Source organism: Roseateles asaccharophilus (assembly GCF_004362405.1).
In the GTDB taxonomy this organism is placed as follows: Bacteria; Pseudomonadota; Gammaproteobacteria; order Burkholderiales; family Burkholderiaceae_C; genus Kinneretia; species Kinneretia asaccharophila.
In genome coordinates this window covers 653,123-665,733 of record NZ_SNXE01000001.1, presented here as the reverse complement: position 1 = coordinate 665,733, position 12,611 = coordinate 653,123, and the positions used below count along the sequence as shown (strand labels likewise).

Annotated in this window: 12 protein-coding genes; 8 read left to right on the top strand and 4 right to left on the bottom strand. The window is 65.8% G+C overall.

What is annotated here, in order from left to right:
• The first annotated feature begins 116 nt into the window (after positions 1–116).
• Entirely contained in the window at positions 117–2,456 is a 2,340-nt protein-coding gene (locus tag DFR39_RS02990) for a putative bifunctional diguanylate cyclase/phosphodiesterase (protein WP_162849393.1), read from the top strand.
• On the opposite strand, the gene asd is transcribed toward DFR39_RS02990, so the two are convergent.
• Entirely contained in the window at positions 2,398–3,240 is an 843-nt protein-coding gene (asd, locus tag DFR39_RS02985; RefSeq protein ID WP_133602034.1) for an archaetidylserine decarboxylase, read from the bottom strand. The genes DFR39_RS02990 and asd overlap by 59 nt on opposite strands.
• 283 nt (positions 3,241–3,523) lie before the next feature.
• Between asd and DFR39_RS02980 the strand changes: the two genes are divergently transcribed.
• Positions 3,524–4,288 (top strand): PEP-CTERM sorting domain-containing protein, encoded by a 765-nt coding sequence (locus DFR39_RS02980; RefSeq protein WP_162849392.1) that lies wholly within the window; start codon positions 3,524–3,526, stop codon positions 4,286–4,288.
• A 34-nt stretch (positions 4,289–4,322) separates the two neighbouring features.
• Here DFR39_RS02980 and DFR39_RS02975 read toward each other — a convergent pair whose 3' ends face one another.
• On the bottom strand, positions 4,323–5,297 hold the full coding sequence (locus tag DFR39_RS02975) for a GGDEF domain-containing protein (protein ID WP_133602032.1): 975 nt from the start codon (positions 5,295–5,297) through the stop codon (positions 4,323–4,325).
• 238 nt (positions 5,298–5,535) lie between these two features.
• Here DFR39_RS02975 and DFR39_RS02970 point away from each other — a divergent pair, with 238 nt between their 5' ends.
• The 4 genes from DFR39_RS02970 to DFR39_RS02955 all read left to right on the top strand — a co-directional run bounded on the left by DFR39_RS02970 (position 5,536) and on the right by DFR39_RS02955 (position 8,737).
• Entirely contained in the window at positions 5,536–6,477 is a 942-nt protein-coding gene (locus tag DFR39_RS02970) for a hypothetical protein (protein ID WP_133602031.1), read from the top strand.
• 127 nt (positions 6,478–6,604) lie between these two features.
• A complete protein-coding gene (locus DFR39_RS02965) occupies positions 6,605–6,958 on the top strand; it encodes a GntR family transcriptional regulator (RefSeq protein ID WP_133602030.1) in 354 nt (117 codons plus the stop codon).
• Positions 6,955–7,836, top strand: coding sequence for an ABC transporter ATP-binding protein (locus DFR39_RS02960; protein WP_162849391.1), 882 nt, complete (start codon positions 6,955–6,957; stop codon positions 7,834–7,836). The genes DFR39_RS02965 and DFR39_RS02960 overlap by 4 nt, the downstream gene beginning before the upstream one ends.
• 19 nt (positions 7,837–7,855) lie before the next feature.
• Positions 7,856–8,737, top strand: coding sequence for a hypothetical protein (locus DFR39_RS02955; protein ID WP_133602028.1), 882 nt, complete (start codon positions 7,856–7,858; stop codon positions 8,735–8,737).
• Between the two features lie 23 nt (positions 8,738–8,760).
• On the opposite strand, the gene DFR39_RS02950 is transcribed toward DFR39_RS02955, so the two are convergent.
• Together DFR39_RS02950 and corA are read right to left on the bottom strand one after the other, a co-directional pair.
• Positions 8,761–9,615: a ferritin family protein gene (locus DFR39_RS02950; RefSeq protein WP_133602027.1), complete on the bottom strand. Its 855-nt coding sequence runs from the start codon at positions 9,613–9,615 to the stop codon at positions 8,761–8,763.
• 493 nt (positions 9,616–10,108) lie between these two features.
• A complete protein-coding gene (gene corA, locus DFR39_RS02945) occupies positions 10,109–11,083 on the bottom strand; it encodes a magnesium/cobalt transporter CorA (protein ID WP_133602026.1) in 975 nt (324 codons plus the stop codon).
• Positions 11,084–11,558: 475 nt separating this feature from the next.
• Between corA and hpf the strand changes: the two genes are divergently transcribed.
• Positions 11,559–11,897 carry a ribosome hibernation-promoting factor, HPF/YfiA family gene (gene hpf / locus DFR39_RS02940; RefSeq protein WP_133602025.1) on the top strand — a complete coding sequence of 113 codons (339 nt, stop codon included), beginning with the start codon at positions 11,559–11,561 and terminating at the stop codon, positions 11,895–11,897.
• A gap of 237 nt (positions 11,898–12,134) precedes the next feature.
• Positions 12,135–12,605, top strand: coding sequence for a PTS sugar transporter subunit IIA (locus DFR39_RS02935; protein WP_133602024.1), 471 nt, complete (start codon positions 12,135–12,137; stop codon positions 12,603–12,605).
• Positions 12,606–12,611: the final 6 nt, after the last annotated feature.

Below are 12,611 nucleotides of genomic sequence, written 5' to 3'. Positions count from 1 at the left end.
AAGAAGAGCTGTGGGCGGCGGGCGCAGCCGCGCCGGTGCAACACGTATTCTCGCCCAGGCTTCCGACCCGGACCGGGCTTGGGCTAGCATCCCCCAGCGGTACTCCAGGAATGGTGATGACCCCTTTGCTGCTGGTCAGTGCGATCCAACTCGCCATGTTCGGCTTGGCCATGCTCTTGCTGTGGCGCCAGGAGTACCGCTACCGCTACGTCCGGCTGTGGGGCTGGAGCTGGGTGCTGCTGGCCCTGGGCCTGACCGGGGGGCCGCTGATGCAGGACCACTTCGCCCCCGGTGGTGCGCTGCGTGCGCTGCAGGCGCTTCTGGCCTCGGCGGCCCTGATGGGATCGCAGCTGCTGCAGCTGATGGGCAGCCTGGACTTCCGCGGCCGGCGCCTGCGCCTGGGGCTCTGGCTGCCCGGCCTGCTCGTCGTGATGACGGTGCTCGCCACCCTGGGCACCTGGCATATGCCCAGCGCCGTGCTCTTCGGCGGCCTGGTTCTGGGGCTTGGCGCCATGGTCAGCGCCTGGCTGCTGTGGCAGCAGGGTTCTTCCCAGGCGCGCTGGGTGGGGGTCTGCTTCGTGGCGGCCGGCTTGGTGCACGCCACCGGCCCCCTGCTCGACCCCTCGGGCCGTTCGGTCGTGACCTACGGGCTCGGGGCCATTGTCCAGCTGGTGCTGAGCCTGGCGCTGATCCTGCTCTCGCTCGAACGCGCACACGCCCAGGCGCGCCTGCAGGCCGAACGCTTCACACGCCTGGCCGAACGCTCGCTGCAAGGACTGGTCGTGTTGCGCGGTCGTCAGCTGCTCTACGCCAACCCTGCGGCCCTGAGCATGTTCGGCTACACCGAGCTGCAAGCCGCGCAGCAGAGCGATGTGCTCGATGCGCTGGTCGCCCCCGAACAGCGCGAACAGGCCGTGCGCCGCCATCTTGAGCTGGTGCAGAACCCCGAGGCGCATTTTGAGTGGGAGGAGACCCGCCGCCGGCGTGACGGCCGGCTTCTGCACCTGCATGGCTTGTCCAGCCAGATCATCTGGGACGGTGCGCCGGCGGAGCTGCTGGCCCTGATCGACGACACGGCCCGCCATGTCGCTCTGGAGGCCCTGCGCCACCAAGCCCTGCATGATGATCTGACCGGGCTGCCCAACCGCAATTTCACAGTGGAGCGTCTGCGCGATCTGACTCGCCCGGGCGCCGCGCCCTTTGCGCTGGTGTCGGCCGATATCGACCGCTTCCAGCTGGTCAATGAAACCCTGGGCCACGCGGTGGGCGATGCCCTGCTGCTGGCCGTGGCGCAGCGGCTGCGCAGTGAGCTGGCCGATGTGGCGACCGTCGCGCGTTTGGGTGAGGACCAGTTCGTGCTCCTCGTGCAGGGCCCGCAAGCGGGCGAGCGCGCCGCGGCCCGCCGCTTTGTCGAGCGGCTGCTGCAGCTCTTTCAGCGCCCCTTCGCGGTGGAGGATGCCGAGCTTCATGTGCACATCTCGGCCGGCGTGGCCCTCTTTCCACTGGATGGCAGCGACGGCGCCGCCCTGCTGCGCGCGGCCGATACCGCGGCACACCGCGCCAAGGCGGAACCGGGGCCCAGCTATGCGTTCTTCGAGGCGTCGATGAACCAGGCGGCTCAAGAGCGCATGCTCGCCGAACAGTCGCTGGCCAAGGCCCTGGAAGCCGGAGAGTTCGAGCTCCTGTACCAGCCCAAGGTCCGGGCCGGCTCGCGCGAGCTGCTCGGCTTCGAGGCCCTGGTTCGCTGGCAACGACCCGGGCACGGCCAGGTCAGCCCGGCGGAATTCGTGCCGGCCGCCGAGCGCACCGGGCAGATCCAGGCCCTGGGGGCGCTGATCGTCGCACTGGCGACGCGTCAGCTGCGCGACTGGCTCGATCGCTTCGGGGAGGTGCTGCCGGTGGCCATCAACGTCTCGCCGCTTCAGTTCGAGGATGCGCGCTTCGTGCCGCGCCTGCTGGCCGCCATCGAGGCGATGGATCTGCCGCGAGGCAGCCTGCAGATCGAGATGACCGAGTCGGCCGCGATCGGCCATATTGAAGAGGTCCGACCGCAGCTGGAGCGGCTGCGGCAGGCCGGCGTGCTGTGTGCGCTGGATGACTTCGGCACCGGCCAGTCATCGCTGACCATGCTGCGCCAGCTGCCGATCTACTCGATGAAACTGGACCGCAGCATGATCGCGCCCCTGCCTCAGCATGAGGCGAGCGCGGTGGTGCGCGCCACCTGCGCCCTGGGTCATTCGCTGGGCCTGGAGGTCGTGGCCGAGGGCGTCGAGACCGAAGAGCAGGCCCTGGCGGCCGAGGCTCTGGGATGCACCCAGCTGCAGGGCTATCACCTGGGACGGCCGCTGCAAAGCACGCAGGCCGGCGAGCTGCTGGCGGGCCGGCTGAGCGCGGCGCTCAGCGCGCCATCGTCTCGCCCAGACGCACCGGCCCCGCCGGGGCCCAGGCCGGGTTGAAGTTCAGCTGCTGGGCGGCCGGGAAGAGCATCACGACGGTGGAGCCCAGCAGGAAGCGGCCCATTTCCTGCCCTTGCTGCAGGCGGATGTCCTGATCGGCATAGGACCATTCGCGCACCTGGCCGGGGCGGGGCGGGTTCACCACGCCATGCCAAGTGGTGAACATGGAACCCACCACGGTGGCGCCCACCAGCACCAGCACGAAGGGGCCTTGCTCGCCCTCGAACACGCAGACCACGCGCTCGTTGCGGGCGAACAGACCCGGCACGCCGCGCGCCGTGACCGGATTGACCGAGAACAGCTCGCCCGGCACATGGATCATGCGCAGCAGGCGCCCGGCGCAGGGCATGTGGATGCGGTGGTAGTCGCGCGGGCTCAGATAGAGATTGGCAAAGAAGCCGTCCTGAAACTGCGCCGCCAAGCCGGCATCGCCGCCCACCAGGGCCGTGGTGCTGAAGTGATGCCCCTTGGCCTGGAAAATCTGATCGCCCCGGATCACGCCGAACTGGCTGATGGCGCCATCCACCGGGCAGATCAGCGAGGCCGATGCCAGCGGACGCGCACCCTGGCGCAGCGGCCGGGTGAAGAACTCGTTGAAGCTGGCATAGGCGGCCGGATCGGGCTGGGCCGCCTCGGCCATATTGACGCCGTAGCGGGCGATGAAGCGACGTATGGCCCACTGCGTCAGGCCGCCCAGGCGCGCCGAGGCAAAAGCCCCCGCCAGCCGGGTCAGAGCCTGCTTGGGCAGCAGGTGTTGCAGCAGCACGGCAAGACGTTCGGACAAGGCGGGCCCCGGGGCTTGAGTTGGGTGAGGCGCGGATTGTAGAGGGCCAAAGAGCACAGGGGCTGCACACCCCGGCTCAGCGCAAAGAGCTCGCAAATGTCGTCATTCTTTGCGCAAATTTGCGCAAACGGCGCCAACCAGCGTCGATGCCCCCGCATTCATGGGATGCCGGCCCTCGGCGTGTCGCCATGACACAGGAGATTCACGCTTTCCCTGAAGCATGGGCCTTTGCTGCACTGCAGTATGCCCACCACAGGTTTTCCATCACCGAGGGAGTCTCCCCATGTCCAAGCGTTTCTTTGCCCTGGCCGCCTTCGCGGCGGCCAGCCTGTCGGCCCAGGCCCAGGTCCAGCTGACGGCTGCTTCTCTGAACTACAGCCAGAACTTCGACACGCTGGCCAGCAGCGGTACCAGCAGCAGCCTGCCTGCAGGCTGGGCCTTTTTGGAAGGCGGCAGCAATGCCAACACCACTTACGCGGCTGGCACCGGCAGCGACACCGCAGGCAACACCTACAGCTTCGGCAAGGCAGGTAGCACCGAACGCGCCCTGGGTGGCCTGCGCTCGGGCAGCTTGGTGCCGCAGTTCGGCGTGTCCTTCGTCAACCTGGCCGGCCGCGCCATCGAGAGCGTGAGCATCGGCTACATCGGCGAGCAGTGGCGTCTGGGCGGCACGGGTCGCACTGACCGCCTGAGCTTCCAGTACAGCACCGATGCCACCACGCTGAACAGCGGCACCTGGACCAACCTGAGCGCCCTGGACTTCATCGCCCCCAAGAACAGCACACCCACGGGTGCCCTGGACGGCAATGCCGCCGCCAACCGCAGCGCGCTCTCGGGCAGCATCGCCGGCCTGAACCTGGCCCAGGGCGGCAGCCTCTGGCTGCGCTGGAGCGATGTGGACGTCAGCGGCTCCGATGACGGCCTGGCCATCGACGACTTCAGCTTCAACGCCACCCTGGCCCCCGTGCCCGAGCCCAGCACCTATGCCCTGCTGCTGGCCGGCCTGTGCGCCGTGGGCCTGATGAGCCGCCGCCGCCTGGGCCGCTGAAGCACCGGCCGCCGGGCTGCCGGGCTGCCGTCTTTCAGCGCGGCCCGGCCAGCTTGCGCGCGCGCTTGGCCTCGTACATGGCCTGGTCGGCCGCGGCCAGCCAGGCCTCGAGGGTGGCATGTCGCTCGCGGTCATAGGGCACCGCGCCCACACTGAAGTCCAGGGCATATCCCCGCGCGCTGCTGAGCTTGTAGGCCTGCAGCAGGCTGCGCAGGCGCTCCAGCGCAGCGCTGGCCTGCTCGGGCGAGCTCTCGGTCAGCAGGACCAGGAACTCGTCCCCCCCTTGGCGGGCAATCACATCCGAGCCCCGGAAGGCTTCACCCAGACACTGGGCAAAGGCCCTCAGGGCCAGATCGCCCTCGGCATGGCCGAAGCGGTCATTGATGGGCTTGAACTCGTCCAAGTCCATGTAAAGCAGGGTCGCGGGCTGGCGATGCCGCTCGCACCACTGCAGCGCATGCTGGGCCAGCGCCATGAAGCCGCGCCGGTTGGACAGACCGGTCAGCTCATCCAGCGTGGCCATCTGCACGGCAGCCAGTTCTTGCTCGGCCATGCGCGCCAGGTCGCGCAACAGGGCCAGATCATCCGCGCTCATCTGGCGCGGCTCGGTGTCGATCAGGCACAGGGTGCCCAGACGCCCGCCCACGCCGACCGACAAGGGGCAACCTGCATAGAAGCGGATATGGGGTTCACCCGTCACCAGCGGGTTGTCGGCAAAGCGCGGGTCTTGCGTGGCATCGGGAATGAGGAAGATCTCGTCGGCCAGGATGGCATGACCACAGAAGGAGACTTCCCGCGGAGTTTCGGTCGCGTTCACGCCCACGCAGGACTTGAACCACTGCCGGTGCGCATCGACCAGGCTGATGAGCACGATGGGAACCCCGAACAGACGCTTGGCCAAGCGGGTCAAGCGGTCGAAGCGCTCCTCCGTCGGAGTATCGAGAATGTTCAGGGACCGCAGAGTGGCAAGGCGCAGTGCCTCGTCAGGGGGCAGATCCGGTGCTTGCATGGCGGCGGAGGATCGATGGAGGGGCGGCCACAGTCTAGCCCGCAGGAAGCCTGCACACCACAGGACGCTGGGTATCGAGCCAGGTGCAACAAGACCGCTGCTTGCCCCACGGCCGCGGCGACTCAGAGGGCAGTCATGTGCAGCGCGCCTGGAACTACAAACTGTCTCAATCGGCGACGGCACTCGTCGTACGATGCCCTCACACTCCAACAATCAACGAAAAAAGAAGGATCCTCCCATGCGCATCCTGCTTGCTGTGGCGCGCGGACTGTCCGCCGCCTTCGTCCTCCCATGCCTGCTGTTGCTGGCCAGCCCCGGCGCACAGGCATTCGGCGATGGCTGGCGCCGCTGCGCCAGCGAGGGCTCCGTGTGCCAGATATCGGGGTCCGCCCTGGTGAGGTACGGCGTGCCCGGCAACTGGACCACGCGCTCCGTACGTGGCGACGTGATGTGCAACAACGATACCTTTGGTGATCCCGCCCCAGGTTCGCCCAAGCAGTGCGAAGTGGCGGGGCGCCACGGCGGTGGCAATCAAAATGACGATGACTATGTCTTCTGTGCCACCGAGGGTCAGATTTGTCGCTTCCGAGGCTCGGCCGATGTGCGCTTCGGGCAGGGAGACCGCTTCTCCACGAGGCGCGCTTACGGCAGCGTCCGCTGCGATGTGACCGCCTTCGGCGATCCTGCTTTTGGGGTGACCAAACACTGCGAAGTACCGCGCCGCGCACTGCTCGACAACGGCAGCGGTGGATCGGGCGGCTCCTGGGGCCAGGATGATGGCTGGCGCTATTGCGCAGCAGAAGGGCAGACCTGCAAGGTGCGCGGGCGGGCCACAGTCCGCTTCGGCGATGGCCAGCGCTTTGCCAAACGTGATGTCCGCGGTGAGGTGGCCTGTACGACCGACGTATTCGGCGACCCCAGTTTCGGCGTGATCAAGCACTGCGAGGTCCAGACTTCGGGCTGGGGTGGCGGGTGGGGTGGCGAAGGCGGCAGCCAACGCTGGCAAGCCTGCGCCGACGAGGGCGGGTACTGCCGCTTCAGCGGCCGGGCCCAGGTGCGCTACGGCACGGACGGGCGCTACCAGTACCGTGATGCCTGGGACGGCGTGCGCTGCAACAACGATGCCTTTGGCGGCGACCCCTACCCGAACCGCCGCAAGCGCTGCGAGGTGATGCGCTAGGCGCTGCACAAGTCCGCCCCCCCTGTGCAGCCTGTACTCGCCCGGCTGCAGTCTGTCGCAGAGCGCTGGGGCGGCCCGGCATGGCTTGATATGGTGTGCTACATCAGCAACACACCTGGATCCCACCATGCCGGAACGCTGGAATGATTCGAGTCCCATCTACCAGCAGCTGGCCGACCGTCTGGCCGTGCAGCTGCTGGACGGCGAGCCGCCCGAGGGGCAGGCCCTGCCCTCGGTGCGCATGCTCGCCAGCCACTACCTGATCAATCCGCTGACCGTGGGCCGTGCCCTGCAGGCCCTGGTCGAGCAGGATCTGGTGGAAGCCCGGCGCGGGCTGGGCATGTATGTCAAGACGGGCGCGCGTGCCCGTCTTCGCCGCTCGGCCCGCGAGCAATTTCTGCGCGAGGAATGGCCCGCCCTGCGGGCCAAGCTGCGCCGCCTGGGCCTGGAGCCCCAAGATCTGAACTGGGAGATGCAATGAGCAACGAGAACCTCGTGCAGGCGCGTGGTCTGAGCCTGCGCTATGGCAGCAAGACGGCGGTCGACAATATCGGCTTCAGCATTCCCAAGGGGCGGGTGGTGGGCCTGCTGGGCCACAACGGCGCGGGCAAGACCTCGCTGATGAAGGCCCTGGTGGGACTGATGCCCGCCCAGGGCGAGCTCCAGGTGCTCGGTCTGGACCCCTTGCGCCAGCGCGAGCAGCTGCTGTCCGGCCTGTCCTATATCCCGGATGTGGCGGTGCTGCCGCGCTGGGCACGGGTAGACGAGCTGATCCGCCTGATGAGCGGCTTGCAGCCCAATTTCTCGGCCGATCGCGCACGTGCGCTGCTCAAGCGCACAAGCGTGGGGCCGCGCGACAAGGTCAAGACCCTTTCCAAGGGCATGGTCACCCAGCTGCATCTGGCCCTGGTGGCCGCCATCGACAGCCGTCTGATGATCCTGGATGAACCCACCCTGGGCCTGGATGTCATGTCGCGCAAGGGCTTCTACGAGATGCTGATCGACGAGTGGTGCGACGGCGAGCGCAGCGTGCTGATCTCCACCCACCAGGTGGAGGAGATCGAGACCCTGCTCTCGGACGTGATGATGCTCGATGAAGGTCGCCTGGTGCTGAACATCAGCCTGGAGGAGATCGACTCACGCTTTGTCGCGCTGAGCCACGACCCGGCGGCCGCCGAGGCGGTGGCTGCCGCCCACCCCTTGCTGCGCTACCGCCAGCAGGGACAGGCCATGGCCTTGTTCGATGGCGCGCCGCCGCTGCAGGTCGAAGCCCTGGGCCGCCGCATGCGCCCCAGCCTGGTGGACCTGTTCATGGCGCTGACGCGCAAGCCCGAAATCCAGCCCAGTGCTCAGGTCTGAGCGCAAGGAGACACCCATCATGTGGACACAACGATTCAAGACCCTGATGCTGCGCGAGTGGATGCAGCATCACCGCGGCTGGCTGCTCCTGATGCTGGTACCGCCCCTGCTGTTCATGGCCCTGCTGCCCGTGGGCCATGTCGAGATGGACGAGGACCTGCATCCGACCGTGCTGGCGGATATGGTGGTGTCCGCCAGTGCCGTGCTGATTGGCGCCATCATCTGGGTCACGACGGTGTTTCAGCTGCCCGGGCTGGCACGGCGCGACCAGCAGGATCGCTCCATCGAGTTCTGGCGCTCCCTGCCCGCCAGTCATAGCGAGAGCCTGGGTGCCCTGCTGACCATGCACGTGCTGCTCCTCCCGATGCTGGCCGTCTTGGTGGGCAGCGTGGTGGGCCTGCCGGTCGCCGCCGGCCTGGTGCTCAAGCTGGGCGGCACGGCCGCCCTGGCCGAGGTGTCCTGGTCAGGCCTGCTGCTCAGCACCCTGTTCGGTGTGGTGCGCCTGATGCTGGGCTCGCTGCTGATGGCCTTGTGGCTGGCGCCCCTGCTGCTGCTGCTGATGGCCGCCTCGGCCTGGCTCAAGCGCCTGGGAGTGCCCGTGGTGCTCGGCGTCTTGGGCATAGGGGGCCTGGTCCTGGACAAGGTCTACGGCCTGCCCATCGTGTGGCAGCTGATGAAGACCCAGCTCGAGGGCGCCCTCAAGGCCTTCATGAATCATCTCAGCGAGTTTGAGCATGCGCAGCACAGCCCCGAGAAGCTGAGCGCCGCCGCCGGCCGCTGGGCCTGGGACGATGGACTCGCCGCACTGGGCGGCCTGGCTTCACCCCACCTGATCGGCGGCCTGGTGCTGGCCGGCCTGTGCTTCTGGCTGCTGGTGCTGCAGCGCCAGCGCAGCCACTGAGCCGCACGCAAGCAGCCTGCCGCTCAGGCGGCGGGCTGGGGCTGGGCCGCCAACTGGGCGCCCAGCTCCTTGCGATAGCGATTGAGCTCCTGGACGCTGGCAAAGCTGCGCTCCATCAGCAGGCTCATATTGTGGAGAATGCGCTCCACCACCTTGCCCTCCCACACGGCATCGAACTGGATCTGCTTGTCCAGCCAATGCTCGAGCCACTGCGGATCGGGCAGACGGCTCTGGATGGTGTCACGCGGGAAGAGTGCGGCGTTGACATGGAGGTTGGTCGGGTGCAAGGCCTGGGCGGTGCGTCGGGCACTGGCCATCAGCACCCCGACCTTGGCGAATGCGGCGCGTGCCTCGTCACCGAACTTGCCCATGGCCCGCTTCATATAGCGAAGATAAGCGCCGCCGTGGCGGGCCTCGTCACGCGACAGGGTCTCGTAGATGGCCTTGATCACCGGCTCGGTATGCCACTCGGCAGCGCGCCGATACCAGTGGTTCAGCCGGATCTCGCCGCAGAAATGCAGCATCAGCGTCTCCAGCGCCGGCGCCGGGTCGAACTCAAAGCGGATCTCGTGCAACTCCTGCTCGGTGGGTACGAGATCGGGGCGAAAGCGCCGCAGGTACTCCATGAGCACCAGGGAATGCTTCTGTTCCTCGAAGAACCACACGCTCATGAAGGCCGAGAAGTCGCTGTCCTCCCGGTTGTCACGCAGGAACATCTCCGTGGCGGGCAAGGCGGCCCACTCCGTGATGGCATTCATCTTGATGGTGTGCGCCTGATCGTCGCTCAGGCGTGCCGGGTCAAAGCTGGACCAAGGGATGTCGGTGTCCATGTTCCAGCGCACGGCCTCTAGCTGCTTGAAGAGTTCGGGATAGAGCATGGCCTGTCCTTGCTTGAGCGTCTCTGAGCACTTTTTGATTCTATGCCCGGCCCCTGGCGGCAGGCCGGGCCAACGAAACAAGACCCCGCGCCGGCGCCCGGCTCTTGAAAATGCCTAAAGTCAGCCCAAGTACTGCCGTACAACAGTACAGGCTCTTGGCTGTAGCGGCTTGAAGGGACAAATCCCCCGGGGGCTGCTCATCAAACCTGAACACAAGGTACACCTAGCATGCTGGACTGTCGTGGCACTTGCCAGCGCCAGCACCGAGAACATAGTTCCCAAAGGCCGCACAGCAGCTATATATTTGGAGCAAGATTTCGATCGTGAGACCGCCTCCACACGGAGGCAGAAATCCCGAGGCCCTTCTCCTCCTCCTCCCTCCCTCCCTCGTTGGGCTCGGGGCGTCTTGCGATCTCTTTTATGCCCGGGGCTTCCGCATTCGCGGAAGCCCTTTTCGCTTGGAGGAACCGCCCGGCCGAGGCAAAAATGAGCCTCAGCGCATCCAGCCCTTGCGGCGGAAGTAGATCAGCGGAGCGGCCACCGAAGCGGCCATCAAGAGCAGGGCGTAGGGGTAGCCCAGGCTCCAATCCAGCTCGGGCATGAACTTGAAGTTCATGCCGTAGATGCTCGCAATCAAGGTCGGCGGCAGCAGGGCCACGCTGGCCACCGAGAAGATCTTGATGATCTTGTTCTGATTGATGTTGATGAAACCAACCGTGGCATCCATCAGGAAGTTGATCTTGTCGAACAGGAAGGCCGTGTGGCTGTCCAGCGAGTCGATATCACGCAGGATCTGGCGCGACTCCTCGAACTGCTCGGCATTGAGCATGCGGCTGCGCATCATGAAACTGACGGCGCGCCGCGTATCCATCACATTGCGGCGGATGCGCCCGTTCAAGTCTTCCTCACGGGCGATGGCGGCCAAGACCTCGGCGGCCTCGGCATCATTCACCTCGCTCTTGAGCACGCGAGCGCTGACCTTCTCCAGGCTGTCGTAGATGCCCTCCAGCACATCGGCCGAATACTCGGCGTCGGCATCGTAGAGCTTGAGCAGCACATCCTTGGCATCCTCGATCAGGGCCGGGATGCGCCGCGCCCGCAAGCGCAAGAGCCGGAAGACAGGCAGATCCTCCTTGTGGATGGAGAACAGCACATTGTTGAAGAGGATGAAGGCCACACGCACATTGCGCGGGGAGCTGTCGTCATCAATCAGGAAGTCCGAGCGGATATGCAGCTCGCCGTTGTCTTCCTCGTAGAAGCGGGCGGACTCTTCCAGGTCATCGTCAACGATGTCTTCGGGGATGTTCAGGCCGAAATGATCACGGATCCAACCCTTTTCCTCGGCACTGGGATCTTCAAGATCCACCCAGATGGGGCGAACCTGGGACAAGGCCTCGGAACTGGCGATCTCTTCCTGGAACAGTCCGCCCCGCAGGCGGCCATTGTCCAGCGTGAAAACATTGAGCATGCAGAAAAACTCCAGCGCACCAGCGCCGTCGGGTGAGGACGGGCGGGCCGTCCGGATGGGTCTGAGGTCGGGGCTACCGTCTCACTCCGGACTGGCGGTCGGCACAACACGCGTGCTACCGGCTGCAGGCACTGGAGTGGACGGTCACCGCGGGTGATCGCTGTCCAAGAATGACTCCAGAGATGGGGCGAAAGAATTATCACATCCGCCACAGGGTGGCGCAAAGGCCAACAGCGCATTGAAGCACAGCTATGCCCGCTTGGGACGGGCAACACTCCGATTGGGTAGGGCATTGGCTTCAAATTCTTGTCACATGGCAGAGGGCGGCGCACACTGGACTCGACAGCTCAGCAGCCAAGCCTCCGCTACCCACCGCCCCTCAGCATCCGACACCCCGCACCCGATTCAGCATCTTCCGTCCCTGCCTAATTCCCTGAATTCGGCTTTTCCGTCCACCCTCGTGAAAGGAGGCTCTATGAACCTGACAATCAGCGGCCACCATCTTGAAGTGACACCGGCGCTGCGTGAGTACGTGCTTACAAAGTTGGACAGGGTGACCCGCCACTTTGACCAGGTCGTCGACATCAACGTCCTGCTCACCGTGGAAAAGCAAAAGGAGAAGGATCGCCGGCAACGTGCCGAAATCAATGTTCACGTCAAGGGTCGTGACATCTTCGTGGAACAGTCCCATGAAGATCTTTATGCCGCGATTGATCAGCTGATGGACAAGCTGGATCGCCAAGTCTGTCGACACAAGGACCGGGTGCAGGACCATCATCACACCTCGCCCAAGCGTCTGGAGCTGGGCGCCTGAGTCCCAGACCTGCACCCTCTGATACTGGCGGCCTGCGGGCCGCTTTTTCTTGCGCGAACCCGGCTGTGCGCAGAGCACGCTTGTTGTTGCTGCGCCGCCGCAAAGACGCGCACAAGTACCGAGCCTTGCAAGACTCGGAAACCAAGATCGGGACGATGATTCCTATAATCCGGCTCCTAGCTACCGAAAAAGCGTCCCGCCCAAGGCCCATCAAGCCCTAACCGGCGCTGCGACCCGATGAACCGTCTTGCCGCCATCCTGCCCGCCAGCAATGTGCTGGTGAATGTGGACGCCTCCAGCAAAAAGCGTGTCTTTGAGCAGGCTGGCTTGCTGTTCGAAAACAATCACAGCATCGCGCGCGCCTCGGTCACCGACAACCTCTTTGCCCGGGAGCGTCTGGGCTCAACCGGACTGGGCCATGGCGTGGCCATTCCGCATGGCCGCATCAAGGGCCTGAAGAACCCGCTGGCCGCCGTGCTGCGTGTGCAGCAGTCCATAGGCTTCGATGCGCCGGATGACGAGCCCGTCAGCCTCCTGATCTTCTTGCTGGTTCCCGAAGCCGCCACCCAGCGCCATCTGGAAATCCTCTCGGAAATCGCCGAGATGCTCTCCGACCGCGAGCTGCGTGAACGCCTCAAGACCGAGCATGAAGCGGCCGATCTGCACCGCCTGATCTCGGCCTGGGAACCGCTGAAGTCGGTCGCCTGAGTCACA

Coding starts and splice junctions, on each gene's coding strand:
- DFR39_RS02990 (WP_162849393.1), top strand. CDS start 117: ATGACCCCTTTGCTGCTGGTCAGTGCGATCCAACTCGCCATGTTCGGC.
- hpf (WP_133602025.1), top strand. CDS start 11,559: ATGAACCTGACAATCAGCGGCCACCATCTTGAAGTGACACCGGCGCTG.
- DFR39_RS02955 (WP_133602028.1), top strand. CDS start 7,856: ATGTGGACACAACGATTCAAGACCCTGATGCTGCGCGAGTGGATGCAG.
- DFR39_RS02965 (WP_133602030.1), top strand. CDS start 6,605: ATGCCGGAACGCTGGAATGATTCGAGTCCCATCTACCAGCAGCTGGCC.
- DFR39_RS02975 (WP_133602032.1), bottom strand. CDS start 5,297: ATGCAAGCACCGGATCTGCCCCCTGACGAGGCACTGCGCCTTGCCACT.
- corA (WP_133602026.1), bottom strand. CDS start 11,083: ATGCTCAATGTTTTCACGCTGGACAATGGCCGCCTGCGGGGCGGACTG.
- DFR39_RS02970 (WP_133602031.1), top strand. CDS start 5,536: ATGCGCATCCTGCTTGCTGTGGCGCGCGGACTGTCCGCCGCCTTCGTC.
- DFR39_RS02950 (WP_133602027.1), bottom strand. CDS start 9,615: ATGCTCTATCCCGAACTCTTCAAGCAGCTAGAGGCCGTGCGCTGGAAC.
- DFR39_RS02960 (WP_162849391.1), top strand. CDS start 6,955: ATGAGCAACGAGAACCTCGTGCAGGCGCGTGGTCTGAGCCTGCGCTAT.
- DFR39_RS02935 (WP_133602024.1), top strand. CDS start 12,135: ATGAACCGTCTTGCCGCCATCCTGCCCGCCAGCAATGTGCTGGTGAAT.
- DFR39_RS02980 (WP_162849392.1), top strand. CDS start 3,524: ATGTCCAAGCGTTTCTTTGCCCTGGCCGCCTTCGCGGCGGCCAGCCTG.